The sequence below is a fragment of the Kitasatospora sp. NPDC056184 genome (genome assembly GCF_042268405.1).
GTDB lineage: Bacteria > Actinomycetota > Actinomycetes > Streptomycetales > Streptomycetaceae > Kitasatospora.
Window position 1 is genome coordinate 983,737 of sequence record NZ_JBHJUI010000001.1, and the last position, 25,454, is coordinate 1,009,190.

23 protein-coding genes are annotated in these 25,454 nt (G+C 75.7%); 16 read left to right on the plus strand and 7 right to left on the minus strand.

Annotated features, from left to right (window positions below; genetic code table 11):
- Positions 1 to 9 precede the first annotated feature (9 nt).
- Together ACFC0B_RS03740 and ACFC0B_RS03745 are read left to right on the plus strand one after the other, a co-directional pair.
- Entirely contained in the window at positions 10 to 2,796 is a 2,787-nt protein-coding gene (locus tag ACFC0B_RS03740) for an SdrD B-like domain-containing protein (protein ID WP_376081633.1), read from the plus strand.
- A 142-nt stretch (positions 2,797 to 2,938) separates the two neighbouring features.
- Positions 2,939 to 3,751, plus strand: a complete 813-nt coding sequence (locus ACFC0B_RS03745; protein WP_376081636.1) for a hypothetical protein — start codon at positions 2,939 to 2,941, stop codon at positions 3,749 to 3,751.
- Between the two features lie 11 nt (positions 3,752 to 3,762).
- On the opposite strand, the gene ACFC0B_RS03750 is transcribed toward ACFC0B_RS03745, so the two are convergent.
- Positions 3,763 to 5,061: a right-handed parallel beta-helix repeat-containing protein gene (locus tag ACFC0B_RS03750; protein ID WP_376081638.1), complete on the minus strand. Its 1,299-nt coding sequence runs from the start codon at positions 5,059 to 5,061 to the stop codon at positions 3,763 to 3,765.
- 91 nt (positions 5,062 to 5,152) lie between these two features.
- On the opposite strand from ACFC0B_RS03750, the gene ACFC0B_RS03755 reads away from it, so the two are divergent.
- A complete protein-coding gene (locus ACFC0B_RS03755; RefSeq protein ID WP_376081641.1) occupies positions 5,153 to 6,367 on the plus strand; it encodes a Dyp-type peroxidase in 1,215 nt (404 codons plus the stop codon).
- Positions 6,368 to 6,403: 36 nt separating this feature from the next.
- On the opposite strand, the gene ACFC0B_RS03760 is transcribed toward ACFC0B_RS03755, so the two are convergent.
- A complete protein-coding gene (locus tag ACFC0B_RS03760; RefSeq protein WP_376081644.1) occupies positions 6,404 to 8,005 on the minus strand; it encodes an AMP-binding protein in 1,602 nt (533 codons plus the stop codon).
- Positions 8,006 to 8,354: 349 nt separating this feature from the next.
- Between ACFC0B_RS03760 and ACFC0B_RS03765 the strand changes: the two genes are divergently transcribed.
- From ACFC0B_RS03765 to ACFC0B_RS03780, 4 genes are all read left to right on the plus strand, one after another.
- Positions 8,355 to 9,266, plus strand: coding sequence for a ribosome-inactivating family protein (locus ACFC0B_RS03765; protein ID WP_376081647.1), 912 nt, complete (start codon positions 8,355 to 8,357; stop codon positions 9,264 to 9,266).
- Between the two features lie 158 nt (positions 9,267 to 9,424).
- On the plus strand, positions 9,425 to 11,851 hold the full coding sequence (locus tag ACFC0B_RS03770; RefSeq protein ID WP_376081650.1) for a tetratricopeptide repeat protein: 2,427 nt from the start codon (positions 9,425 to 9,427) through the stop codon (positions 11,849 to 11,851).
- Positions 11,852 to 11,909: 58 nt separating this feature from the next.
- Entirely contained in the window at positions 11,910 to 12,224 is a 315-nt protein-coding gene (locus ACFC0B_RS03775; RefSeq protein WP_376081653.1) for a DUF6191 domain-containing protein, read from the plus strand.
- A 213-nt stretch (positions 12,225 to 12,437) separates the two neighbouring features.
- The gene (locus ACFC0B_RS03780) at positions 12,438 to 13,637 is read left to right on the plus strand and encodes a serine hydrolase domain-containing protein (RefSeq protein WP_376081655.1); all 1,200 of its coding nucleotides are present in this window, start codon (positions 12,438 to 12,440) and stop codon (positions 13,635 to 13,637) included.
- A 42-nt stretch (positions 13,638 to 13,679) separates the two neighbouring features.
- On the opposite strand, the gene ACFC0B_RS03785 is transcribed toward ACFC0B_RS03780, so the two are convergent.
- Positions 13,680 to 14,627, minus strand: a complete 948-nt coding sequence (locus tag ACFC0B_RS03785) for a molybdopterin-dependent oxidoreductase (protein WP_376081657.1) — start codon at positions 14,625 to 14,627, stop codon at positions 13,680 to 13,682.
- A gap of 171 nt (positions 14,628 to 14,798) precedes the next feature.
- On the opposite strand from ACFC0B_RS03785, the gene ACFC0B_RS03790 reads away from it, so the two are divergent.
- Positions 14,799 to 15,536 (plus strand): TIGR04222 domain-containing membrane protein, encoded by a 738-nt coding sequence (locus tag ACFC0B_RS03790; protein ID WP_376081660.1) that lies wholly within the window; start codon positions 14,799 to 14,801, stop codon positions 15,534 to 15,536.
- Between the two features lie 81 nt (positions 15,537 to 15,617).
- Positions 15,618 to 16,289: a hypothetical protein gene (locus tag ACFC0B_RS03795; RefSeq protein ID WP_376081663.1), complete on the plus strand. Its 672-nt coding sequence runs from the start codon at positions 15,618 to 15,620 to the stop codon at positions 16,287 to 16,289.
- Here the strand turns inward: ACFC0B_RS03795 and ACFC0B_RS03800 are convergent.
- On the minus strand, positions 16,270 to 16,716 hold the full coding sequence (locus tag ACFC0B_RS03800) for a helix-turn-helix domain-containing protein (protein ID WP_376081666.1): 447 nt from the start codon (positions 16,714 to 16,716) through the stop codon (positions 16,270 to 16,272). The genes ACFC0B_RS03795 and ACFC0B_RS03800 overlap by 20 nt on opposite strands.
- A 189-nt stretch (positions 16,717 to 16,905) precedes the next feature.
- On the opposite strand from ACFC0B_RS03800, the gene ACFC0B_RS03805 reads away from it, so the two are divergent.
- Positions 16,906 to 17,865: a helix-turn-helix domain-containing protein gene (locus tag ACFC0B_RS03805; protein ID WP_376081668.1), complete on the plus strand. Its 960-nt coding sequence runs from the start codon at positions 16,906 to 16,908 to the stop codon at positions 17,863 to 17,865.
- A 118-nt stretch (positions 17,866 to 17,983) separates the two neighbouring features.
- A complete protein-coding gene (locus ACFC0B_RS03810) occupies positions 17,984 to 18,403 on the plus strand; it encodes a DUF2690 domain-containing protein (RefSeq protein ID WP_376081671.1) in 420 nt (139 codons plus the stop codon).
- 67 nt (positions 18,404 to 18,470) lie between these two features.
- Here the strand turns inward: ACFC0B_RS03810 and ACFC0B_RS03815 are convergent, their stop codons facing one another.
- Complete coding sequence (locus ACFC0B_RS03815; RefSeq protein ID WP_376081674.1) at positions 18,471 to 18,908, minus strand: ester cyclase; 438 nt, start codon at positions 18,906 to 18,908, stop codon at positions 18,471 to 18,473.
- Between the two features lie 80 nt (positions 18,909 to 18,988).
- The gene (locus tag ACFC0B_RS03820; RefSeq protein WP_376081677.1) at positions 18,989 to 19,960 is read right to left on the minus strand and encodes an ArsR family transcriptional regulator; all 972 of its coding nucleotides are present in this window, start codon (positions 19,958 to 19,960) and stop codon (positions 18,989 to 18,991) included.
- An 85-nt stretch (positions 19,961 to 20,045) separates the two neighbouring features.
- Here ACFC0B_RS03820 and ACFC0B_RS03825 point away from each other — a divergent pair, with 85 nt between their 5' ends.
- Both ACFC0B_RS03825 and ACFC0B_RS03830 read left to right on the plus strand, forming a co-directional pair.
- Positions 20,046 to 21,119 (plus strand): alpha/beta hydrolase family protein, encoded by a 1,074-nt coding sequence (locus ACFC0B_RS03825; RefSeq protein WP_376081680.1) that lies wholly within the window; start codon positions 20,046 to 20,048, stop codon positions 21,117 to 21,119.
- 426 nt (positions 21,120 to 21,545) lie between these two features.
- Positions 21,546 to 22,211, plus strand: a complete 666-nt coding sequence (locus ACFC0B_RS03830; RefSeq protein ID WP_376081683.1) for a phosphoribosyltransferase — start codon at positions 21,546 to 21,548, stop codon at positions 22,209 to 22,211.
- 19 nt (positions 22,212 to 22,230) lie between these two features.
- Here ACFC0B_RS03830 and ACFC0B_RS03835 read toward each other — a convergent pair whose 3' ends face one another.
- Positions 22,231 to 22,503: a hypothetical protein gene (locus ACFC0B_RS03835; RefSeq protein ID WP_376081685.1), complete on the minus strand. Its 273-nt coding sequence runs from the start codon at positions 22,501 to 22,503 to the stop codon at positions 22,231 to 22,233.
- 207 nt (positions 22,504 to 22,710) lie between these two features.
- On the opposite strand from ACFC0B_RS03835, the gene ACFC0B_RS03840 reads away from it, so the two are divergent.
- The 3 genes from ACFC0B_RS03840 to ACFC0B_RS03850 all read left to right on the plus strand — a co-directional run bounded on the left by ACFC0B_RS03840 (position 22,711) and on the right by ACFC0B_RS03850 (position 25,405).
- A complete protein-coding gene (locus ACFC0B_RS03840; protein ID WP_376082400.1) occupies positions 22,711 to 23,193 on the plus strand; it encodes a DUF5990 family protein in 483 nt (160 codons plus the stop codon).
- A 50-nt stretch (positions 23,194 to 23,243) separates the two neighbouring features.
- Entirely contained in the window at positions 23,244 to 23,705 is a 462-nt protein-coding gene (locus tag ACFC0B_RS03845; protein WP_376081687.1) for a hypothetical protein, read from the plus strand.
- A 110-nt stretch (positions 23,706 to 23,815) separates the two neighbouring features.
- Positions 23,816 to 25,405, plus strand: a complete 1,590-nt coding sequence (locus ACFC0B_RS03850; protein WP_376081690.1) for a multicopper oxidase family protein — start codon at positions 23,816 to 23,818, stop codon at positions 25,403 to 25,405.
- Positions 25,406 to 25,454 lie beyond the last annotated feature (49 nt).

The window sequence follows — 25,454 nt, forward strand, 5'->3', positions numbered from 1 at the left end:
AGAGCAGGGATGACAACGACACGTGATCAGAACCCCGGTGCCGCCCGCGGCCCGGAGTTGCGCCGACCGGTCCTGCCCGGCCGGCGCACCGTGGGGGGCGCCGCGGCGCTGCTCCTCGGAATCGGGGCGTGCTCGCTGGTGGCCGCCCCGGCCGCCTTCCCGGCCGCGGCCGACGGCACGGTGACGGTCCGCGTCGTGCGGGCCGTCGACACCGACGGCCTCTGGACGCCCGGGCTGGAGCCCGGGATGGCCGGCGTCAAGGTGACCCTCACCGACGACACGGGCGCCGGGATCGAGGGCACCACGGCGGCGGACGGCACGGTCACGCTGACGCCGGGCAGCAAGCTCACCGGCGGCAAGTACCGCGTCCAGGTGGTGAACCCGAAGCCGGGCACGCTGTACCCGGCCTTCGCCTCCCGCGAGGGCCTGGCCGGCACGCCCAACCACCTCAGCAGCAACGAGGAGTTCGTCGACGTCTCCGGCGGCAAGAACGCGGCGGTGCTCACCGGGCTCTGGTACCCCGGCGACTACTGCCAGAAGAACGCCACGCTGGTGACGACCTGCCAGGCGGCCTCGCGCGAGGACGGGACCCAGCGCACGCTGGTCTCCTTCCCGCACAACGCGCGCGGCCAGGACGGCACGGACGCCAAGGCGACCAACATCGCCACCAACGCGGAGACCGGCACGCTGTACGGCATCGCGTGGAACAAGGCCGACCGGCGGGTGTTCTCCTCGGCGGTCGCCAAGCGCACGACGGACTACGGTCCCGGCGGCGCGGGCGGGATCTACGTGACGGACGTCGCGTCGAAGCAGACCTCGCTGTTCACCACGGTCCCGAACGCCGGTTCCACCGCCCACGGCGGCGGCACCGACGACGGGTTCATCGCGGTGCCGGGCAAGGAGAGCCTCGGCGGCATCAAGGTCACCGACGACGGCCAGGACCTCTTCGTCGTCAACCTCAACGACCGCAAGCTCTACCGCTACAACGCCACCGTGCCGACGGCGTCCGCGCCGAAGGCCGTCTACCCGATCCCCGACCCGGGCTGCCCCGCGGCCGGGGACTGGCGTCCGTTCGGCCTCGGCCTCCAGGACGGCACCGGCTTCCTCGGCGGCGTCTGCTCGGGCGAGTCGACGGGCAAGGCGTCCGACCTGAAGGCGGTGGTGCTGCCGTTCGACCTGGCCACCGGCGCCTTCTCGGCGGCGATCCTCAACCAGCCGCTGGACTACCCGCGCCAGTCGACCGTCGGCGGGGGCCCCTGCGACGGGGCGGCCTGGTTCCCGTGGACCGGCACCTGGCCGACCTCGCAGAACGGCAACGCCTGCGGCACCAGCCTGCTCGCCCAGCCCGAACCCGAGCTGGGCGAGATCGCGTTCGAGACCGACGGCTCGATGCTGCTGGCCTTCCGCGACCGCTTCGCCGACCGCGCGCCGGACGGTGTCCCGTACTCCGCCGTCATGTCGGGAGGTGACCTGAACAAGGCCTGCCCCGCCAACGGCGGCTACGTGATGGACACCAACAACGGATGCGGACTGTCCCCCCGGGGCACCCGCTTCTTCGACACCAGCTGGGGCGGTCACCGCAACACGGCGTTCGCGGGCATCGCGAACTCGAAGGTCGAGAACACCATCGCGACCTCCGCGTTCGACCCGAACCACCAGGCCCTCGGGTACGGTACGTCGTTCCTCCAGCGGAACGGCCAGCAGGACCCGAAGTTCGGGTTCCGGCTCACCCCGCCCGGCGGTCCCGACCCGTTCGGCAAGGGCGCCTCGATGGGCGACCTGGAGGTGCTCTGCGACCAGGCCCCGCTCCAGATCGGCAACCGGGTCTGGTACGACCCCGAGCGCAGCGGTATCCAGCGCCCGGGCCAGAAGCCGGTGCCCGGGGCGACGGTCAACCTCTACGACGAGACGGGGAAGCTCGTCGGCACCACGAAGACGACCGATCGCGGTGAGTACTACTTCGACGACACCAACGTCACGGGCGGCCTCAAGCCGCGCACGAAGTACACCGTCCGGCTCGACAACCCCGCCGACTACGCCAAGGGCGGCCCCCTCCACCAGTGGGTGCCGACCGACGCGGACGTCGGCGACAACACCTTCATCGACTCGAAGGGTGTCGTCCCGGCGGGCGGGCAGTACGCCGAGCGCGCGCTGACCACCGGCGGTCCGGGCGAGAACGACCACACCTTCGACTTCGGCTTCCGCCAGCAGGAGGGCGCGCTGCGCCTGGTCAAGCACGACCAGGACGGCAAGCCGCTGGCGGGCGCGAAGTTCCAGCTCTGGAAGGAGACCAACGGAACCGCCGGGCTGCAGAGCACCGGTGACAAGCCCGACGCGACGGTCGGCGAGCCCTGCACCACCGGGGCCGACGGCATCTGTAAGGGCAGCGGTGTGCCGGGGTCGTACTACTGGCAGGAGGTGAGCCCGCCCGAGGGCTACTCCGCGCCGGAGACCACGGTGTTCGGCCCGCTGGTGCTGAACGCCGACAACCTGGCCGCCGGAGTCGAGGTGACGGCCGTCAACCGGCTGAAGCCGACCCCGACGCCCACCGCGACCCCGACGCCGACGCCCACCGCGACGCCGACGCCGACCCCCACCCCGACGCCGACCCCGGCTCCGACGCTGCCGTCCCCGGCCGCGACGCCGCCCGCGCCGGCGCCCGCCCCCGGAGGGCACCTGGCCAACACCGGTGCCAACGCGGGCATCCCGGTGATGGCGGCCGGTGCGGGAACGCTCACCGTCCTCGGTGCCGCGTTCGTCGTGCTGGCGCGCCGCCGCAGGGCCCAGCAGGGGTAGCCTGCCTCCGGTAGCACCCCGCCCGGGCCGCTGAGGCCCGGGCGGGTTCCGCCGCCGAGGCCCCAGGGCGGGTCCGGAGACCTCTGGTCCCCGGACCCGCCCGTCCGCGTGTTGTGACCGAACGACGAGAGAAGGCATCCGCATGGCCCGGAAGACGAAGGCCGACACCCCCAGGCCGGACCCCGCGCCGGAGCCCGGGTCGCGTCGCCGGACCTTCTGGCTCAGGAGCCTGGTCGCCCTCGCGGTGTGCGCCACCGCCGCGGGCGGGCTGGTCGGCTACCGCATGGCCTCCGACGAGCCCGGGGAACGGCCGGTGACCGTCGACGAGGCCTCCCGGCTGGCCCTGTCGCGGCTGAACCTGTTCCAGGCCAGCCCGGTCGCGGTGAAGCTCACCGCCGCCGAGGGCGGGGGCGTCGAGGTCCGGGTCGAGGGCGTCGTCGACTACCGCACCCGCCGCGGCACCGGCAGCTACCGGATCACCGGGGCGAACGGCCCGCTCGACCACGGCCTGGTCGTCTGGGACGCCGGCGGCCTCGGACTCGCGCCCGAACCGGCGGGCGCGGACGGCCCGGCCTGGAAGCAGGCCGAGCACATCCCCCGGCAGGGCTGGTCCCCGCGCACCTACACGGCGGACCCGCTGGACGCCGGGCTCCAGCTGATCGCTCAGCTCGGCGCCGACCGGCCCGACAACCCGCTGCTGCTCGCCCAGTCCGGCGCGCGCTGGCTCGGCCGCGAACGCCTCGACGGCCGCGACGTCGACCGGTTCTCCGGCCCGCGCGCCCAGGGCTCCGCGCCCGACGGCGAGCGGTCGCCGCTGACCTACTGGGTGGACGGCGACGGCGGCCTGCGGAAGCTGACGATGCGGATGCCGGGCCTGGGCACCCCGACCGCGGTCGAGTTCGGCGGGCGGGACGACACCGCCGAACTCCCCGAGGCGCCCTGGCTCACCGGCTGACCCTCACCGGGCTAACCCGGTTGTCCCGCCGGCTGCGGCGGCAGCGCGCCGGGGTCCGTCGGCAGCGGGTACGCCGCCGGGTCCACCGCGCCCGGCAGGCCGGTCGCGGGGCGGGCGGGCGCCGACGGGTCGGCCAGCGACGGCTGCGCGGGCGGCGGCGGCACCTGGCTGAACGCCATGCCGGGCGGTGCCTGCACCGGCGCCGCCCGCCCGGCCGCCAGCGGCCCGCGGGCCGGCCCGCCGCAGGCCGCCGCGGCCTCCAGGCCCTCCGGGTGCTGCTTCTCGGGCCGGTTGCCGCTGAAGCAGTTGCCGGGGTCCACGGAGCCGAGCACCAGGTCGGCGCCGTTGCCGTTCACCTGGTTGCCCTCGACCCGGTTGCCGCTCGCCGGGTGGCCCGCCGGGTCGGTGATGATCACCCCGGCCGCGCGGTTGCCGCGCACCAGGTTGCGCTCCACCCGGTTCGCCGTGCCGCCGCCGATCCCGATCCCGATGCCGAAGCCCCCGTCCGCCTGCTGGGGCGAGTCGGCGGCGTTGTTGTCGACCACCACGTTGCCCGCGATCACCGCGGCGCGCTGCGGGGCCAGCGCCTCCAGGTCGTTGGAGTTCACCGTGACGCCCACCCGGTTGCCCGCCGCGCGGTTGCCCAGGATCGACAGGTTGTCCGAGGCGTTGGTCAGCTCGATGCCGACCGCGTTGCGCTCCACCGTGTTGCCGCGCACCAGGGTGTTGCACGGCTTGCACTGGCCGACGTAGATGCCGGAGTCGGCGTGCCCGGAGGCGTACGACTCCTCGATCACCCCGTCCCGCGCGTCGAAGGCGTAGATGCCGTACAGGCCGTTGTTGTACGCCGTCACCCGGGTCGCCCGGAAGCCCACCACGGGCGGGAAGCGCTCGGTGTCGAGCGGGTCGTACGCCGAGCCGCCCGCGCCGCGCTGCTGGAGCTTCTCGTCGGTCACCCCGGTGAACAGCACGCCGTTGGCCAGGTAGCCGTGGACGGTGAGGTTCTCCACGACCGTGCCGGGACCGGTGGCGGTGATGCCGTTGGCCAGTTTCAGCCCGCCGTCGAGGACCACCGCCGAGCGGTCGGTGCCGCGCACCACGACGTTCGGCCTGGTGACGCGCACGCTCTCGCGGTAGGTGCCGGGGCCGATCAGCACCGTGTCGCCCTCGCGCGCGACGTCCACCGCCTTCTGGACGGTGGGGAAGTCCTCGGGCACCCGGACCACGCTCCCCTCCGGGTGCTTGGCGTCCTCCGAGGCCGAACCGGAGGAGGAGCACCCGGCGGCCGCCAGCGCTACCGCGGCGGCCACGGCCGCGGCGGTGACGGCGGTCCCACGGGGTGAGTGACGATCAGGAAACGTGATTTGCATGGCACGTGTTCTATCGTCTCCAATGGGGCGCATGCCCACCGAACCGGAAAACGCGTCGTCGTCGAACTCCTCCGCCCCCTCCGGGGTCGGTCGGCGACGGGCGCTGCTGGCCGCCGGGGCGGTGTTCGCCGCCGGTGTCGGCGCGGCGGTGGGCGAACTCGCGGACGGCGGCCGCACGGCGGGCCGCGCCACCACCACGGGGGCACCGCCGCCCGAGGCGCCGATCCCCTTCCACGGTGCCCGGCAGGCCGGTCTGACGGCCCCCCAGCTGCCCGCCACCAAACTGCTCGCCTTCGACCTCCCGGCGACCTCCGCCGCCGCGGACCGCGAGGCGCTGCGCACCCTGCTCGCCGCCTGGACCCGCACCCTGGCCGCGGCCGCCGGACCGTCACCCGACCCGCGCCTGCGGAGCGGGGCCGGCGCGCCCCGGACCACCTCGCTGGTCGGCCTCGGCCCGGCCCTCGCCGCCCGGCTCGCCCTCGCCGTCCCGGCCGGCTTCGCCGAGCTGCCGCCGTTCCCCGGCGACCGCCTCGACCCGGCCCGCGGCGGCGGCGACCTGCTGCTCCAGCTGTGCGCCGGCGACCACTGGACGCTCGCCGTCCTCGCCGAACTCGCCACCACGGCCGCCCACGGCGCCGGCGCCACCCCCCGCTGGGCGCAGTCCGGCTTCCTGCCCCCGACCGTACCCGGCGCCACCCCGCGCAACCTGTTCGGCTTCAAGGACGGCACCGCCAACCCCGGCGAGGACCTCGCCCGCCAGTGGGTCTGGGGCCCGTCCGGACCGCACGAGAACGCCACCGTCATGGTCTACCGGCGGATCCGGATGGACACCGCCGCCTTCGCCACCCTCCCCGAGGAGCGGCAGAACCTCGCCATGGGCCGCCGCATCGGCGACGGCGCCCCGCTGACCGGCGCCGCCGAGCACGACGAGCCCGAGCTCTACGCCAAGCACCCCGACGGCGCCTACGTCATCCCCGCCACCGCCCACGTCCGCCTCACCGGCCCCCGCCTCGACGGCGGCGCCCGGATGCTGCGCCGCGGCTACAGCTACGACGACGGCCCCGGCGACCGCGGCCTGCTGTTCTGCGCGTTCATGCGCGACGCCGGCCAGTTCACCCGCGTCCAGCAGCGCCTCGCCGAGAGCGACGCCCTCAACCCCTTCGTCGAGCACAACGGCTCCGCCGTCGCCTACGTCCTCCCCGGCGCCCCGGAGGGCACCGCCCTCGGCGACCACCTCTGGATCTGACCCGGCCCGCCGGGCCCCCGTCCCCGGCGCGTGCGCTCAGGTCGTGGCGGCCGCGCGCAGGCGCTTCTTGTCCGGCTTGCCGACCGGCGTCAGCGGGATCTCGTCGACGAGGTGGAGCACCTCGGGGGCGAAGATCCGGCCCTTGCGCTCGGTGACGAAGGCACGGAGGTCCTCCAGCCGTGGCCGCTGTCCCGGGGCGGGGACGACGGCGACGTGGACGTGCTCCGCCTCCTGGTCGTCGCGGACCCCGAAGACCGCGCAGCGGGCGACCGCGGGGTGGGTGACGAGGAGGTCCTCCACCTCGGACGGGTGGACGTGGCCGCCGACCACGATGATCAGGTCCTTGGCCCGGTCGGTGAGGTAGAGGTAGCCGTCCGCGTCGAAGTAGCCGACGTCGCCGGTGTTCAGCCAGCTGTCGTGCAGCACCGCGGCCGTGAGGTCGGGCCGCTTCCAGTACCCGGCCATGACGGTGTCGGAGCGCAGGTGGATCTCACCCGGCTCCCCGGTGGGCAGGTCGGTGCCGTCGGGCGCGCGGATGGCCACCTCGACGCCCGGCACGGGCCGTCCGACGGGGACCTGCCCGCCCGGGCCGATCCGTCCGTGCTCCTGCGGCGTGAGCGCGGAGATCAGCTGCGCCTCCGACATCCCGTAGAGGCCGACCAGGACCGGCCCGAACACCTTGAGCGCCTCGCGGATCCGGTTCGCCGAGGCGGCGCTGCCGCCGTAGAGGACCGAGCGCAGGCTGGAGAGGTCGGTGCGGCCGATCGCCGGGTGGTCGAGCAGTTGGTGGAGCAGCGGCGGCAGCACCCAGAGGTCGGTGATGCGTTCGCGGGCGATGGCCGCCAGGACCGCGCCCGGGTCGAAGGACCGCTGGAGGACCACGGTGCCGCCGCGCTGGAGGGTCAGGTCGGCGAGGATCCCCGCGAGGTGGGCGAGCGGGGTGGCGGCGAGCAGGCGGGGCGGTCCGTCGGCGGGGTCGCTGCCGATCGGGGCGTCGAAGGCGCGGCGGTAGGTTCCGTGCCGGCTGAGGATGCCCTTCGGGATGCCCGTGGTGCCGCCGGTGTGGCGGATGCCGAGGTCGTCCTCGGGGCCGATCCGGACGTCCGGCGGCTCGGCGGGGCGGTCGGCGGAGGCGGCGATGACGTCCTCGCCGACGGCCGGGGCGGAACCGGTGCCGCCCCTGGCACCGGCGCCCGGCCCCGGGCCCAGGGTGAGGACGGTGGGCACGTCGATCAGCGGGAGCAACCGGGTGGCGGAGGAGTACCGTTCGGCGTCCACGAGCAGGAGGGCCGTGTCGACGCTCGCCGTGATCTCGGCCAGGACCGGCGCGCTCATGCCGTCGTACAGGCTCACCACCCGGGCGCCGGCGAGGCCGGCCGCGTACCGGGCGGCGAGGGCCTCCGGGGTGTTGCCGGTCAGCAGGGTCACGGTGGTGCCGCGGGCGGCGCCCCGGGCGATCAGCTCGTGGGCGAGGCGGTACGTGGCGGCGGCGAAGTCGCCGGAGGTGATCCGGACGCCGTCGGCGCTGACGACGGCCTGCCGTGCGGGGCGGGCTGCGAGGGACCGGAGAATCAGCGCGGGGCCGCTGACGAACTCCGGGTCACCCGTGGGCAGTTCTTCGTTGTGGTTGGCAACCATGGCCACAGGCTAACCCCGCGCTCGCCGTCACGCCGGGGGCGGTTCGGGGGCGCACGGCGTGAACTTCGCGACACCAAACCGTGTTTGACGACCCATCAGGCACCGCACGCCGCTGTCGAGCCCCCCGTTCGAGTGACGTGTGCGGGGTTTCAGGGCGCCACGCACTCGATTCGTGGTCGGAGGGGCCTTGAGTGCACGGGTGATCAAGCACCTGATCCCTGACGGGACATCGGGAGACCGCGCGGCCGCCTAGCGTGCTGACAGCGCTGTGGGCGCCCGCCGCCGGAACGAGCCGGCGGCCGGGCGGCAGCGCCGAAGAACCGTCCCTTCACCATCGAGGAACCACCGCATGCCAACGATGAACGGAACCGGCGCACTGGTGCGGGTGCGCCGCCGCCTGGTCGGCGCACTGATCGCCCTGGCGCTGGCCGTCGGGCTCCTGGGCATGACGCCGCCCGCGGCGCACGCTGACACCAACGACCGCCTCAGCATCATCAACTGGGACATCAGCGACCTGGGCGGCGGAGGCGCTTCGGCGCATCAGCGCTACTGGGACGTGATCGCCGCGCTCCACGCGCGCAGCAGCCACGACTGGTTCAGGACCGACCTGGACGAGACGGTCGTGGCGGACAACGACCAGCTGATCCAGATCAGCCTGCACCGCAGCGGCGCCTACCTGGGGGCGATGTACATCTGGCCGCACAACCTGTACGTGGCCGGCTTCTACCAGGTCGGGGGCACCCACTGGGTCTTCAACGACGGCAACGCGGCGACAGCCCGCTTCAACCGGGTCCTGGGCGTCAACGCGAGCGTCCTGCCCTGGTCCAGCAACTACAACAACATCCCCGGCGGCGGCAACCGGCAGAACCAGCAGATCAACGGTCCGCGGCTCGACAACGCCCTGCAGCAGGTGCGTCAGATCTCCGCCCTCCTGAACAGCGGCAGCGGGCGCAGCGTCCTGGCCGACTCCCTCGTCATGATGGTCCAGGCCACCTCGGAGGCGGCCCGCTTCGGGCGGATCTTCGACAACATCCGGGGCAACATCCGCGACCACGGCTTCGCCCAGATCGGCACGGAGAACGTCAACCTGGAGACCAACTGGTCCGCGCTCTCGAACTGGGTGTACCGGGTCATGAACAATCCCGGCACCGGTCCCATCACGATCGGCACGGAGGAGTTCGCCCGCACCTTCTACACCCTGCCGCAGCTGATGCAGTACGTGTTCTACCTGGACCTCTTCAGCGGGTCCCGCCCCCGGTAGCCGCCCCGGCCACCGGCGGCACCGGGCCGCCGCCCGCAGGACCACCGGCCACCGGCCGGCACACCCCGCGTGTGCCGGCCGGTGCCGTCATGGGCGAGAATGTGGGCGGCGGACGCACAGGGCTGTGGGGGCGACAGGTGGGCGGGGATCGCGGGGGCGTGGACGGGGCCGGCACCCGCGTGCACAACGGGCTGACGGACAGCACGGTGCACGGCACCGTCGTCCAGGCCGGGCGCGCCGACGTCCTCATCCGGACGTCCGACCCCGTCGAGCAGGCCGTCCCGGTGACGGTGGCGCCGCCGCTCGGCCTGCGGGACGCGAGCCGCCCGCTGCGGGGCCGCGGCGACGTCCTGGCCCGCCTGGAGGCCGCACCGGCCGGGGACGGGCTGCTGGTGCTGTGCGGCATGGGCGGCTGCGGCAAGACCGCCCTCGCGCTGGAACTCGCCGCCCGCCGGACCGCGGCCGGCTGCCGGGTGTGGTGGGTCGAGGCCCGCAACGGCCCCGCCCTGGAGGCCGCGCTGCGCGCCGTCGCCCGCCAGGTGGGCGCCGCACCGGAGGAACTCGAACGCGGCGACACCGCCGACGTCCTGTGGTCCCGGCTGGCGCGGCTGGACGCGCCCTGGCTGCTGGTCGTCGACAACGCCGACGACCCGGCCCTGCTGGACGGCCCGGGCGCGCTGAACGCGGGCACCGGCTGGATCCGCCCCGCCGCCGGAGCCGGCACCGTCCTGGTCACCACCCGCGAGAGCACCCCCGCCACCTGGGGGCCAGCCACCCGGCTGCACCCCCTGCAACCCCTGACCGGGGACCGCCTCGACGACGCCGCCCGCATCCTGCGCGACCACGCCCCGGCCACCGCCGGCACCGAGGCCGAGTCGCACGCCCTCGCCGACCGCCTCGGCGGCCTCCCGCTCGCCCTGTACCTGGCCGGCGCCTACCTCACCGAGGCGACCCGGACACCGGCCCCCTTCCGGGCCCCCGGCACCCCGACCACGTACGCCGCCTACCGGCGGGCCTGGGAGGACGGACCGCAGGGTCTGGACCCCGCGCACGTCCTGCCCCGGACCTGGGCGATGTCCCTCGACCTGCTCGAACAGCGCGGCCACACCCATGCCCGGCGCCTGCTGGAGCTGATCGCCTCCTTCGCCGACGCAGACCTGCCCTACACCCTCCTCCTCACCCCCGACCGCCTGGCGGACGCCGGGCCGCTGGCCGACCTCGACGGCCCGGCCCTCTGGCAGCACCTCACCGCCCTCGCCGCCCTCGGCCTGGTCGACCTCCCGGACGCCGCCCCCGACACCCTCCCCGTGCTGCGCATGCACCCCCTGGTCCGGGACGCCTCGCGCACGTCGGTCGGTAGTGCCGTGGCCGCGGGCATCCTGACGACAGTGGCGTTCGCGGACGGGACCGGGGTCCCGGAGGAGCCGGAATTCTGGGCGGTCTGGGGGCTCCTGTCCCCGCACATTCTGGACAGCTTCCACCGGGCCGGGACCGTGCCTCTCGCAGCCGCGGACCTCCTACGACTCGCCGATGTCGCGGGCCTGGCCGGCCGGAACCTGCATTCCCAAGGACTGCACACCCAGGCCCGTGCCGAGTACGAGGCGATCCTCGCCGTAGAGCTCGAATACCGCGATGAGACCGATCCCGAACCACTTGCCACCCGCCACAACCTCGCCGTGGTCCTGCGTGACCTGGGGGAGCTGGAAGCGGCCCGTGCGGAGTTCGAGGCGGTCCTTGCCGTGGAGCGGGAGCGGAACGGAGCCGTCGGCTCCGCCACCCTGACCACCCGTCACGAACTCGCCCTGGTGCTGGTCGACCTGGGAGAGTTGGAGGTGGCCCGGGCCGAGTTCGAGGCGATCTTCGAGGCCCGACGGGCAGCGCTGGGCGACAGTGACCCCGCGACTCTCACGGCCCGGTACGAACTCGCGCGGATCATGTACCAACGGGGAGAGCTGGAGGCATCCCGGGCGGAGTTCGAGGCGCTCCTCGCGGTCGAGCGCGAGCGTGTCGGTGAGGACCACCCGGAGACTCTCACCACCCGCCATCAACTTGCCCTGATTTTGCGTGACGTGGGAGAACACGAAGTGGCTCGGGCCGAGCTCGAAGCCATCCTCGCCGCCCGACGCGGCCGTATTGACGAGAACCGTCCCCAGATGATGGCCTCTCGCTCCGCGCTCGCCCGGATCCTGCACGAACTGGGGGAGTTGGAGGCGGCCAAGGCCGAGCACGAGGCCATCCTCGCAAGCCGGCGGGCCAGTGGGGGCGATGCTCATCCAGAGACTCTCGCGGCCCGGCACAACCTGGCTCTCTCGCTCGTCGAACTCGGGGAACTGGAGGCGGGTCGGGCGGAGTTCGAGGCGGTCCTCGCCATCGAGCGCGAGCGATGGGGCGCCGCCCACCCCGGCAGCCTCCCCACCCGTCGCTATCTGGCTCTGGTCCTGACCATGCTCGGGGAGCTGGAGGCGGCTCGGGCGGAGCTTGAGGCGCTCCTCGACATCGAGCGGCTGCAGTTGGGCGAGACGCACCCCGACACGCTCGCCACCGCCCGCCGACTCGCCGAGGTGCTGCGCGAGCTGGAGGGCTGACCGGCCTCCCGGCGGGAACGGCGGCCACGGCTCCGCGCGTTGGGCGGACATGGTGATGATGTCGGGCCTCCTCATGGCCGTGCTGGTGATCGTGCCCTTCACCCTGGCGGCGGTCCGGCAGGTCGTGCTGCGCTCGGGCCGGCCGGGGTGGCTGTCCCGCCGCCTGGCCGCGCGGGCGCGAAGCGGTGGCGGGCCCGGCCTCGGTGCCACCGCGACCGAGGAGTTCCACGCCTTCCTCAACGCGAACAAGCGCGTCCAGATCGAGCAGCGGCGGACCCAGCTGGTCCTACGGGACGACGACCACGCCGGTGCTCCGCCCCGTACCCGCCTGGACCTGGACCGCGGCATCGCCGTCGTCGACCCGCGGCGGTAGGCGCGCCGCTCCTCGGCCGGTGCCGCCTCCGGGAGCCGTCGGGGTCGGGCCCCTGCCCAGGTCGTAGCCGCCCGGGCCGAGGGGTGCGACCTCGTGCGGAGACGCGGTCGCACCTGGGTCTGACGATCCGTCGCCGGAGCGCTGGGAGAGTTTCCACCACCGAACGTACGCGGAAGTCGGAACCGGCTTCCGGTGAAGGCCGTGGAGGTTGACATGGTGGGGACGTCGATGGGCCGAGCCGTCCGCGCGGCGGTGGTCGTGCTGGCGGGAGCGGGCCTGGTGGGCGGGGTGGTCCCGGCGGCGAACGCGCAGGACGCCGGCAGCGCGGTGGCCGGTTCGGCGCGGCGGGTCGACCGGGCGGCGCTGGACGCCGGGCTGCGGGCGGTGGTGGCGCCCGGCGGTGCCACCGCCGCGCTCGGCCGGGTGAGCGAGGACGGCCGCACCCTGTGGAAGGGCGCGGCCGGGACCGCCGACCTCACCACCGGCGAGCCCGCCGCGGCCCGCGACCGCTTCCGGATCGGCAGTGCCACCAAGACCTTCGTGGCGACCGTCGTCCTCCAACTCGTCGCGGAGCACCGGATCGGCCTGGACGACCCGGTCGAGCGGCACCTGCCCGGCGTCCTGCGCAACGGCGCCGCCATCAGCGTCCGCCAACTGCTCAACCACACCGGCGGCGTCTACAACTACACCTCGGACCCGGCCTTCGCCTACGACGACGACGCCTCGTTCCGGACCTGGCTCAGCACCGACCGCTGGAAGTCGCGGACGAAGGCGGAACTCGTCGCCGTCGCCGAGACCCACCCGGCGTACTTCCCGCCGGGGCAGGACTGGCACTACTCCAACACCGACTACATCCTGCTCGGCATGCTCATCGAGAGGACCACCGGCCGCGGTTGGCAGCAGGAGGTCGACCGCCGGATCATCCGGCCGCTCGGTCTGCGCGAGACCACCATGCCCGAGAACGACCCCACCGTCCCCGGCCGCCACACCCGCGCCTACGTCAGCCTGCCCGGCGGCCCGGTGGACATCACGCTGTTCAACCCGACCATCGCCGGTCCGGCCGGCGCCGGCATCTCCACCACCGCCGACCTCGCCGCCTTCCTGTCCGCCCTGCTCGGAGGACGGCTCCTCGGGCCCGCCGAACTCGCCGAGATGAAGCACACCACGGGCCTCGGCCGCGGGGCCGACTACGGCCTCGGCCTGGAGCGCACGCGCACCCCGTGCGGGGACTTCTGGGGCCACCGCGGCGACAGCCTCGGCTACAGCAGCACCATGCTCGGCGACGACACCGGACAGCGCCAGGTCGTCCTCGTCCGCAACCCGTACGACCCCGCGGGCCTGCACGCCTCCGAGGCCGCCTTCGCCGACCTGGTGACCGCCGCCGCCTGCGCCGGCCGGACCGCCCGGCCCTGAGCCGCCCGGCCCCGAGGCGCCCGGCCCCGAGCCGAGCGGGGCTCAGCCGACCAGGACCTCCACCGTGTGGACGGCGTTGCGGGCGCCGGACGGCGGTTGGACGCGGCCGCGGGCGTCGGTGGCGCGGCAGCGGATGCGGTGCGGGCCGGGGGAGAGGCGGCAGGGCAGGGTGAACCGCTGCCAGACGGGCTGCGGGCCGCGCGGCTGCAGGAGTGCCGGGCGCCAGCCGCCGTCGTCGACGGCGACCTCCACCGAGACGACCGGGGCGAAGCTCCACGCCCGGCCGGTCACCTCGTGCGTCCCGGCGGCCAGCCGCTGCCCGTCGTGCGGGCCGAGGAGCTTGCTGTTGACGTCGACCTCGCGCACCGGACGCGGCGCGCCGCCGCCGGACGGGACGCGGGTGTAGAGGCGGGTGGTGAAGAGGTGCTCGGGCCGGTGGTCGGCCAGCACCAGGCGGGTCAGCCACTTGACCGAGTTGGTGGCGAACATCCGGGGCGCCACCGCGCGCAGCGGGAAGCCGTGCGGCCCGGGCAGGGGCGCGCCGTTGACGGTGTCGGCCAGCAGCACCTCGTCCCGGGCCCGGTCCAGCGGCAGGTCCTTCAGGTACGCGAGCCCGCTCTCGCCCGCGAACGCGCCGCGGTCGGCGCCCTCGAACCAGACGTGCCGGGCCTGCGGGCGCGGGGTCGCGAGGTCCAGGACGTCGGCGAGCGCGACGCCGGACCACTCCAGGTTGGCGATGGCGCGGGTCGGGACGTCGGGGCGGGAGGGGCTGCCGAAGCACTCGTGGAAGGCGGTCAGGTCCGTCCGCGGCAGCCGGCGCAGCGCCGACAGGTCCAGCCAGAGCGGCCGCTCCACCAGGCCCTCGACGGTCAGCGTCCAGGAGGAGGCATCGAGTTCGGGCGGCGGCCCGAGGTGGCTGCGGACGAAGAGGTGCTCGACGGGGGTGAGGAAGGCGTCGGGAGTGCTCGGATCGGCGGGCGTTGCCTGCACACGGGCTCCGTACGTCGTCGGGTGGCCCGCGAGGACCGTGGGCGGACCGGGATGGGCGGACCGGGCTGGAGTATAGGAAGGATTCCGGCCCCGAACGATCCGTGTCCACCCATCGGCCCCGGTAGCCTTGCGCACACCGGCGGGGGCGGGTGCGCGGGGGAGTGGTGGAGCATGGGCGGCGGACGGGCCCGGCGGGGCGGGGAGTTGACGCTCCATGAGCTGGCCTACCTGGCCGGCGGGCCGTGGCGGGTGGCCGAGACCGCGTTGGTGCGGATGCTCCTCACCGCCCGGGTGGAGATCGACCGGCACGGCATGGTCCGTGTCGTCCGGCCCCGGCCCCGTGACGAGGTGGAGGCGGTCCTGCTCGCCGCGCTCGGCCCCTCCGGCACCGGCTGGCTGGGCGCCCCGCGTGCCGCGTTCGGGCCCAGCGCGCCCGCCCGGGAGCTGGAGGCGGGCCTGCGCCGCCGCGGACTGCTGGTCGGCGGCGACGGGCCGTCCACCGGCGGCCGCTCGCTGAGGCTGCCGACGGCGGTGGTCGTTCCGCTGCTGATCGTCGTCGCGATCGCGACCGCCCGGCTGTCCGTCGCGGTCCTCGGTGCGGAGCCGGGCGCCGCCGTGGTGGCGGCCGGCCTCGCCGCCCTCCTGGCCGCCGTCGCCCTGACCCGCCGCACGCCGCCCTCCGAGCCGTACGCGCGGCCCGCCGATCACGTCCTCCCCCTCCTGGCGGCCCTGGGGGCCGGCGAACCGCTCCCGCCGGGCTGGTGCCTTCCGGAGGACGCCCCCGCGCCGACGGGCCGCACCACCTGGGCCGTCCTCGCCGCCACCGGCGTGGAGGCCCTCCACCGTCCCCGCCTCACCGCCGCTCTCCGCGGCGGCCACGCCACCCGGACGCCGCGAAGAGTTCGCTGACTCGTCACCCGGAAACGGTGGTCGGGTTCCGGCGGCCCGCCACACTTGGGGGGACGGGCAGCCGGAGCGAGGAGGGGCACGGTGCCGGACGGTCCGGACAGCGCGGGCGGGGCCGGTCACCCTCCGGACCCGGTCCGCCCGGCGGCCACGGCGACCGGCTGGTACCAGCGGCCGGTCGTCCAGTTCGCGGTCTTCCCGCTGGCCGCGCTCGCCCTCGCGGCCCTGGGCGTCGGAGTCTCCCTGTTCCAGCGCGGCGACGGGGAACACCCGGCGCGGCCCGAGCCGCCGACGGCCGCGGCGGCGTCCCCTCCCCCGTCCGGGCCGAGTCGTACGGCAGGGGGCTCCCCGGCGCCGGCGACGCCCGGCCCCGCCGTCCACGCCTTCGACCGGTACCTGACGGGCATCGCCGACATCACGGTGGGCGACGACAACCTCCTGGAGCTCGACACCATGGCGGTGGTGCCGAGCGGAACCCCGGGCGCGGACCTCCGGCTGGACTCGGGCCGGCTGTTCCACGGGGCGCGGGAGAAGCTGGACGACCAGGGCATCGGCATCATCGACAACGCCGACATCCCGAACTGCTCGACGAGGACCCAGCTCGTCGAGGGCAAGGTCGACCTCGACGCGCTGCCGGGCGACCAGAGCATCTGTGTGAAGACCAGCCAGGGCCGGTGGGTGCTGCTCCGGATCGCCGCCCGCAGGCCCAAGTCCGCGTACACCTTCCACGTCGGCTTCACCGGCGAGCCGCGGTAGCGGCGCTGCCGGGCGCGGGTCGTGACACCTGCCGCCGGCTGCCGCGGCCGAGCGCGGCCGCAGCGCCCAGGGCGCCCGCGGCGAGCGCCCAGGCGGCCCAGGCCCTCCAGGCCGGGAGCGGCGGAGGCGGTGCCGGTGGCGGGGGCGGCACCGGAACCGGGGCGAGCGACCGTGTCAAGTCCTGCCAGCGGGCGGTCCACTCCGCCTCGTCGCCACCACAGGCGCGGACGTAGGCGAGGGTGACCGGCAGGGTGGGCGGCCGGGTACCGGAGGCGGCGGCGGACAGGGAGCTCGCCGAGGTGTGGACCTTCGCGGCCATCGCGCGGTAGACGGGGGATCCGGCCGACCGGCGCAGGGCGCGCAGCTCAGCGGCGAAGTATTCGACGGGACCGGCGCCCGGATCCAGCGGATTCTCGTGACGACCCATGGCGGCCTCCGGCCTGTGCTTCGTGTGTGGCGAACCCGGTCCGCCGGCGGGGCGGACAGGTGGTGCCGAACTATCTACTCTGGTCAGGGAGTTGTCCGGCAACTCGACTGCGGGCCGGACAAACGCAGGGGAGCGGTGGCAGGGCGCGACGCCACGGCGGTCCGGACAATCCAGGGGAGGCGAACCGATATGGGAAGGCCGGGACGACCGGAGCGGCCGCTGGACCCGGACGCCGGGCCGGTCGAGGCGTTCGCCCACGCGCTCCGCGCGCTGCGACGGGAGGCGGGCAACCCGTCCTACCGGTGGATCGCCGACCGCGCGCACTACTCGCACACCGTGGTCTCCGACGCCGCCCGCGGCGAACGCCTGCCCACGCTGGCCGTCACCCTGGCGTTCGTCGAGGCGTGCGGGGCCGACCGCGGCGCGTGGGAGGCCCGCTGGCACCTGCACCAGCAGCTCGCCGCCGGCACCCTCCCCAGGACGGCCCCGCCGCAGGTGCCGGACGCCGCGGACCCGCCGGACGCCGTCCACCCACCGGAACCCGCGGCGCCCGTCGAACCGCCCGAGCCGGACCGCACGAGCCCGCGCCGCCTCCTCCTCCGGCCGCCGGGCCGCCGGGTGACCGCGCTCGCCGCGCTGCTCGTCGCCCTGGTCCTCGCCGCCGGCACGACCGGCTGGCTGCTGCGGCCCGTGCCGGCCCCACCGACGTCCCCGCCGGTGGAGATCGAGGACGGCACCAACCCCAAGCTGGCCGGCTGCACCGCCGACGCCGTCACCCTGGACTCCGCCCTCGTCATGCTCGTGGCCGAGGCCCGCCTGCACGGGCGGATCCTGCCGGTCGGCACCGTCCTCGGCACGGTCCTGCTCGTCTACTCGCCGCACTGCGCCGGCGCCTGGCCCCGCTTCCACCCCACGCCCGGCCTCAACCCGGACCCGGGGGACACCGCTGCCGCCGTCGTCACCGTCGAGGCCGAGCGGGCCATCGACAACACCGTGACGACCTGGCGGATGGGCCACGTCGACTCCGCCTTCGCCGACGTGCTGCTCACCGGCCACGGCTGCGTGACGGCCAGGGCCCGGGTGCAGATGGCGGGCCAGGACGCCTTCGGGACCGGCCAGACCCGGTGCCTGGTCCGGCCGCCCGGATAGCCCGTGTTGACCGCGTTTTGTGCAGGCCGGCCGTCGGCGGTGCGGTCAACAATCCGCCGCCCTACAAAGGGTGCCGGGGCGAGCACCGCCCCATCAGGACCCGACGAAGGGTGGAGTGATGAGGCACCGGAGGAAGACACTCGCCGCGGCCGGCCTGCTGCTCGCCAGCGCGCTGACCGGCGTCACGGGAACCGGCGCCGCCGCGGCGGCCCCGGCGGCGGTGCAGGCGGGCTGTCACGGCTCGGGCTGCACGGGCCAGGACCCGCGGGCGAAGGGCTGTGACGCCGACGCGCGGACGGTCGCCGACGCCTGGTTCGGCAACGTCCGCCTGCAGCTGCGCTACAGCCCGGCCTGCGCCGCCAACTGGGCCAAGATCGAGCCCGCACCGCTCTGGTGGCACTTCTGGGTCGAGAACCGGAACGGCGAGCGCCAGGACTACCGGGTGGGCTGGCCGGACTCCTCCGCCTACACCAACATGGTGGACGGCACCGTGGAGGCGCGCGCCTGTTCCGACAGCGGCTGCACCGGCTGGCGGTGACCGCCGTCCGCCGGAGGGGAGCCGCACCGGAGGGCCACCCGCCCCCGGCGCGGCTCCCCGGCGGCCGTCAGGCCGGGAGGACGCCGAGCCGGCGGAGCCGGCCGAGGAGGTCGACGACGCCCCAGACCTCGGCGATGCGGCCGTCGGGGGCGAAGCGGAAGACGAAGATCTCGCCGTACGTGACGGCGCGGCCGGTCGGCGGGTGCCCCAGGTACTCGCCGAGGTTGGTCCCGGTGACGGTATTGCGGCTGACCACCTTGTCCTCCTCCGCGATCACGTCCTCGACCGTGACGCGGAGGTCGGGGAAGGCCCGGCGGAGCGTGCGGAAGACCTGGCGCAGTGCCTCCGGTCCCGTGCCCGCGGGCGGCACCGGGGTGTGGAGCAGCAGGTCCGGTGCGGCGACCTCGTCGATCGTCGCCGAGAGCAGCTCAGGGTCGCCGGAGTTGACGGCGTCGTGCAGCCGCCGCAGCGTCGCGACATTGGCCGGGGTGGGGGATGTGGACACGGGTGCCTCCTCGGTTCGGGCCGTCGTGGAGGAGACGTTCGCGGGCCGCGATCTGTGACACGGGGGCGACAGCGGTTGCCCTACGGCGGCCCGCCTCCCGCGAGCAGCGCGCCGAGCGCCGTGCGCCGGTGGGTGACCGAGCGGCCGGTGCGGGTCGTCGCCGCCAGGCCGGCGGCCCTGAGCGCGGCCGCCTGGGAGGAGGCCGTCGCGTTGCTGACACCGAGGGCGCGGGCCAGGCCGCTCGTCGTCCGGGGCTCGGCGAGGAGGTGCAGCGCGTCGAGCCGGGTGCGGCCCAGGACCGCGGCCAGGGCCTCGGCGGGGGCGACCGGGTGCCCCGCGGCGGGCGGGAACCCGGGACCGGCCGGGTACGTCAGGACGGCGGGGCGGTCCGGGGCGTCGTGGAGCAGGGGGCCGGCCGGGTGGTGGAAGGTCGGCAGCAGGAGCAGGCCGCGCCCGTCGAGGTGGACGTCCCGGGCCGGTGCCGCGCCGGGCCACTCCCACACGCCCCCGTGCAGGCGGCTGTCGGGGGCCAGGCCGGTGAGCGCGGCGGCCGTGCCGTGCTCGGCGACGGCCAGGGCGTAGCGGGTGAACTCCTCGCGGTGCAGGTCCTGGACGACCGGCCAGACCGGGGCGAGGACGGTCTCGTACGCGGCCCGCTGGGCGCGGTGCAGGGCCCGCCAGGCCGTCCCGTCGTCGGCGTGCAGGCCGCGGATCCAGCGCGGCGCGGGCGCCTCGCCGTAGACCCGTTCCAGTTCGGAGCGGACGGTGCCGGGGGCGGTGGCGCGGATCCGTTCGAAGCCGTCGGCCAGGGTGTCGCCGAGGACGTCGAGGAAGGACGGCGGGCGGCCGGCGGGGACCAGGTCGGCGAGCGGGTCGGCGGCGGCCGGGAGGGAGCGCAGGACACGGCCGCGCCACGCCGCGGCCAGCGGCCCGCCGGACGGCGTCACGGCCGTCGCCAGGGCGGCGTGCAGTTCCTGGAGCGGCGCCGGGCGGGGTGCGAAGCGGATCCGGGTGAAGTCCTCCGCGGTGAACCGGATCCGGAGCGCTCCCACGGCTCACAACCCCCTCGTGTGCGCCGGCCTTTCGGCCGGGGCCTGAACCTTCGCGCCGTGCCGGCCCGGTCCCGAGGATGCCGGTATGACGTCTCGACGCACTCTTCTTCAAGGCACCCTATGCGGGACCGTCGCCGCCCTGCTGCCCCAGGCCGCGTCGGCCGCCGGCGCCGGCCCGCTGCTGCGGCTCCCCGCGCCCGTCGGCCCGTACCCCGTGGGCCTGCGGACGGTCCATCTGACGGACCCCGCCCGCTCCGACCCGTGGGTGGGCGGTGCGCGGGAGCTGATGCTGACCGTGCTGTACCCGGCCCGGACGGTGCGCGGCTTCCCCCGGGCCCCGCAGCTCACCCCGGCCGAGGCCCGGGAGTTCGCCGACTACGCGCCCCGCGTCCACCCGGGGCTGCCGGAGCCGGGAGCGGTGGACTGGGGGGAGGTGCTCACCCACGGGTACGCGGGCGCGCCGCCGCTGCCCGGGCGGTGGCCGGTGCTGGTCTACTCACCGGGCGGCGGCGACTCCCGCACGCTCGGCACGAGCCTCGCCGAGGACCTGGCGAGCCGCGGCCGGGTCGTCGTCCTGGTCGACCACCCCGGTGACGCTTCCCAGGTGGAGCTGCCGACCGGGATGCGGACGACCGTCCTGGTCGGGCCGCCGGATCCGGCGACCTTCCGCACGATGGTGGACACCCGGATCGCGGACCTCCGGCTGGTGCTGGACCGGCTCGGCGCTCTGCCGCTCGCCCCGGCCATGGACCTCGGCCGGATCGGGTTGTACGGGCACTCCGCGGGCGGCACGGCGGTCGTGTACGCGGCCCGCGGCGACCGCCGCATCGGCGCGGTGGCGAACCTGGAGGGCTACCTCGACCTGGACCCGGCCCCGGTCGGCTTCGACCGGCCGCTGCTGCTGTTCCGCACCGACGGGTTCGAGGGCGCCGCCCGGATCGACTCCTCGTGGGCGCCCCTTCCCGGCCGCCGCGAGCTGCTCGCCGACGCGAACCACTGGGCGTTCACCGACCTCGGCCCGCTCGTCGCACGGCTCCGGGCCGCCGGCCTCGTCACCGCGTCGGCCCGGGCCGCCCTCGTCGGCACCGGCGACGCGGCGGCGGCACTCGCCCGGGTGCGGCGCGGGGTGGGGGCCTTCTTCGCCGGGCACCGGCTGTAGCGGGAGGCCGCGCGGACGCCGGGTGCGGCGCCGCCGCGGGACGGCCGGGGAGCACCGGTACCGCGGCGGTGACCGGACACCGGGCGCTGCACGGCGCCTCCGGTGCCGCGCCCGTGGTTGTTTCAGGAGCACCGGTCGAGCCACTCCGCCTCGGGAACGGGGCCCTCCACGCTGTCACCGCAGCGCTCGGCCCAGGTCCGACCGACGAACACCGGTCGGCTGAGGCTGGGCCCGCGCCCTCGTACCGACTCGCACGGCGGGGTACCGGCCAGGCCCCGGGCGATCCGGCGGTGGGGGTCGGTGGCCGTCTGCGCCACCCGCGGCCGGCCGGGCGGCCCCCTCCCGGGAGGGATCGACCGCGCCGTTGCGGCGACCGTGTGTAACGGGGCGGGCCCGGGGTAGGCGCACGGGTGCGAGGAGGAGGACGTGATCGCGCTGTTCACCAACCGCAGGGACGCCGGGCGGAGGCTGGCCCGGTGGACGAGTGACTGCCTGGGCGGCCGCGCGGGGGAGGAGGCGGTCGTCCTCGGGCTGGCCCCGGGCGGGGTGGCGGTCGCGGCCGAGGTCGCGCGCGAGCTGGTGGCTCCGCTGGACGTGGTCGTGGCCCGGCCGCTCAACGCGCCCGGCAACGGGACCCCGCTCGGCGCGCTGGCCGACGAGGACCCGCCGGTGCTGAACCGGCGGGCGATGCGCGGCCTCGGGCTGGGGGCGGAGGACCTGGAGGCCGAGGTGACCCACCAGCGGGTGGAGCTGCACCGGCTGGAGAAGCTGTACCGGGACCGCAGGCCGCCCGTTCCCGTGGACGGCCGGACGGTCGTGCTGGTCACCGACGGTGTGGTCCACGGGCCGGTCGTCCCGGCCGTGGTGCGGGCGCTGCGCGGTCGCGGGCCGGGCCTGCTGGTGCTGGCCGTGCCGGTCTGCGACGCCCGGTCGGCGGAGGGGCTGCGCCGGGTCGTGGACGTCCTGCTCTGCCTGCGCGAGGCCGCCTACCTGCACGCCGTGGGTCCCTGGTACGCCGACTTCCGGGACGTCACCGACCGCGAGGTGGCGGTCCTGCTGCGCGAGCAGCCCGCGGTGCGCCGTCCGGGCTGAGCCGCCGGGCGGGGGCGGGTCAGATGCCGGTGGCCGGGAGCAGCAGCAGGCGCTCGGGGTCGAAGGGCATCCAGGCGGGGGTCTCACCCCGGCCCACCGCCCGGACACGGCACCAGGCCGGGGCGCCGGCCGGGCGCCACCAGGCGTTGATCCGGCCCACCGCCCAGCTGCCGTCCGCCCGGTTGATCTGGACCGGCTGGTAGGCCGGTTCGACCTCGTGCTCCGGCGGCTGCCACCCGGGCGCGTCGGCCGGGCGGGTCGCGGTGGTGTGCTGCCGGGGATTCTCTGCCATGTCTCCCCCATCCTGGGCGGGCCGTCGGGGCAACTCTACAGGCGTGTAGTAGTTCGTGGGGGTCCGATGGGGGAAATCCGGTCGAGCCGGCGGGGCCGGGCGCGTACGGGCGGGTGCCGCCCGGGAGTCCGCGGTTTGACCGGATCGGCCACCGGCGGCGGGAGGTGGCGGCGGGCCCGCCGCCCGGGGCAGGCTGTCCCCGCGCAGCTGAGCATCGAAGCCGTCGACCTGCCGGGCCGCTCCTGCCCGGCGGCCCCGGGCTTTCCGGGCTACCGCAACATCCATGTCGCCGTCCAGCGGCGCGAGCGCCCCGGTGAGCTCCTCGATCCCCAGCCGGGCGACGCGCCCTCGGCGGGCTGGATGCTGGAGTGCACGGCGAGCCCCGCGCCCGGCGGCATCGACCTCAAGGGCCCGTACGTCCAGGGACGGCCCGGGCAGCGCTTCGTCTACCTGGTGTGGGGCGCGGTCGACGAGGCCGGGGGCTTCACCATGTTCCGGCGGGCCAAGCTCATGCTCGACGCCGTCGACGGCCAGGTGGCCGCCGAGGCGGTGGCGGCCGGACGGCTGGTCGCCCGGCTCGGTCTCACGGACGCCAGGGGGCACCCGCTGTGCGCGGCCGTCCGGCCTCCGCAGGTGGTGTGGTCGGCAGGCCGGGCGGACGCGAACGGGCCCGGCACGTCAGGGAGCTGAGGGAACGCGCTTACCGGTTCCACATACCGGGCCTGGGTATAGTGGCCGCCATGTGTCCGGACGCCGCCCCGCCCTCCCGCGACCCGCGTCGCCGCGGGGCCGGGGCGGCGCTCGTCCTCCTGCTGCTGACCGCCCTCGGGCTGATCGGCCATCACACCCTGCCGGCCGGCGTCACACCGGCCCCGCACGCCGTCATGGCCTCGCACGCCGCCCCGGCCCCGCACGCCGCCCTGGCGACGGCGGCCAACGCCCACCAGCACCCCGGCGCAACCGCGGCCGGCCACCGGGCCTCGACCGTCGCCGACCGTCCGGCCCAGGCCTGCGCCGAGCACCGGGTCTGCTCCTCGACGGTGCCCGCGCGCGGCGTCCTGCTCGACGCCCCGCCGCCGGCCGGCCTCGTCGCCGCGGGCTCCGCCGAACCGGCGTCGCACCGCCCGGCGACCGCGCCCGGCATCCCGTGGCCGGGCGCGCCCCCGCCCGACCTCGACCTCCTCTCGATCTCGCGCAGATAGGCGCCCCACGGCGGCCGGGAGCGGCACCGCACGCCCCGCCGCCGGTCAGCCCTGTCCACCGGCACGGCCGACCAGGCCGGTGCCGACGCGCACTCCTCCGAGAGACCTCGATGCCCGAATTCACCGTCAACCGCCGTTCCCTGCTGCTCGCGGGCCTGGGCGCCGCCGGCGCCGGCCTGCTCGCCGCCTGTTCGGACGCGGCCGGCACGCCGCCGCTCGTCGACCCGTCCGCCAGCGCCGTCGCCGAGGCGGAGGCCAAGCGGCGCGGCACCGGCCGGGAGCGCCCGGTCACCGTCACCGCGACGGCCGACACCGTCGACCTGGGCGGCGGGACCACCGCCCGGACCTGGACCTTCGGCGCCCTGCCGGGCACCGCCGTCCGCACCACGGCCGGCGACACCCTGGTCGCCACCCTGAACAACCACCTGCCCGCGCCGACCTCCCTGCACTGGCACGGACTGGCGCTGCGCAACGACATGGACGGCGTGCCGCCGGTGACCATGCAGCCGGTCGCCCCCGGTGCGAGCTTCACCTACCGCTTCGTCACTGACCGGCCGGGCACCTACTGGTTCCACCCGCACGTCGGCGTCCAGCTCGACCGCGGACTGTACGCGCCGCTGATCGTCGAGGACCCGCGGGAGCCGCTGGGCTACGACGAGGAGTGGGTGGTCGTCCTCGACGACTGGCTGGACGGCGTGACCGGCACCCCCGACCAGGCGTTCGCCGAACTCCGCAAGGGCATGGGCGGCGGCAGCGGCGGCGGCCACGACATGAGCGGTATGGGCGGGATGGGAGGGATGGGCGGCCACGACATGCCCGGCCAGGACACGGGAAGCACGGGCGCGCCCGCCGGGCAGCCGTCCTCGTTCATGCTCATGGGCGCCACCAGCGACCTGCTCGGCGGCGACGCCGGCGACGTCCGCCACCCGCACCACCTGGTGAACGGTCGGATCGCCGCCGACCCCGAGGTGTACCGGTCCGAGCCGGGGCGGCGGGTGCGGCTGCGGATCGTCAACGCCGGCGGCGACACCGCCTACCGCCTCGCCCTGGGCGGCCACCGGCTGACCGTCACCCACACCGACGGCTACCCGGTGCGGCACGAGGAGGTGGACGCCCTGCTGGTCGGCATGGGCGAGCGCTACGACGCGCTGGTCACCCTCCAGGACGGCGTCTTCCCGCTGACCGCGCTCGCCGAGGGCAAGGACGCCGCGGGCCGGGCCCTGGTCCGCACCGGCGCGGGCGAGGCGCCGGCCGTGACCGTGCGCCCCGCCGAGCTGAACGGCCGGATCCTGGCCGCCGACGGGCTGCGGGCCGCGGACGAGGTCCGGCTGCCGGCCCGTACGCCCGACCGCACCCACCGGATCGAGCTGACCGGCGGTATGGCCCGCTACGACTGGGGGCTCAACGGCCGGCCGTTCGACATGGCGGACCCGACCGCCCGCGCGTTCCTCGTCGGCAGCGGCGAGCGGGTCCGGCTGGAGTTCGTCAACCGGACGGAGATGTGGCACCCCGTGCACCTGCACGGCCACACCTTCCAGGTCGGCGACCAGGGGCCGCGCAAGGACACCGTGATCGTGCTGCCCGGCCGGACGGTGGCCTGCGACTTCGACGCCGACAACCCCGGCCGGTGGATGACGCACTGCCACAACGCCTACCACGGCGAGGCCGGGATGATGGGCCTGGTCGCCTACCGGGCCTGAGCCCGGCCCCGGGTGGCGGGCCGCACCGGCCCGCCGCCCGGGTGGGGAC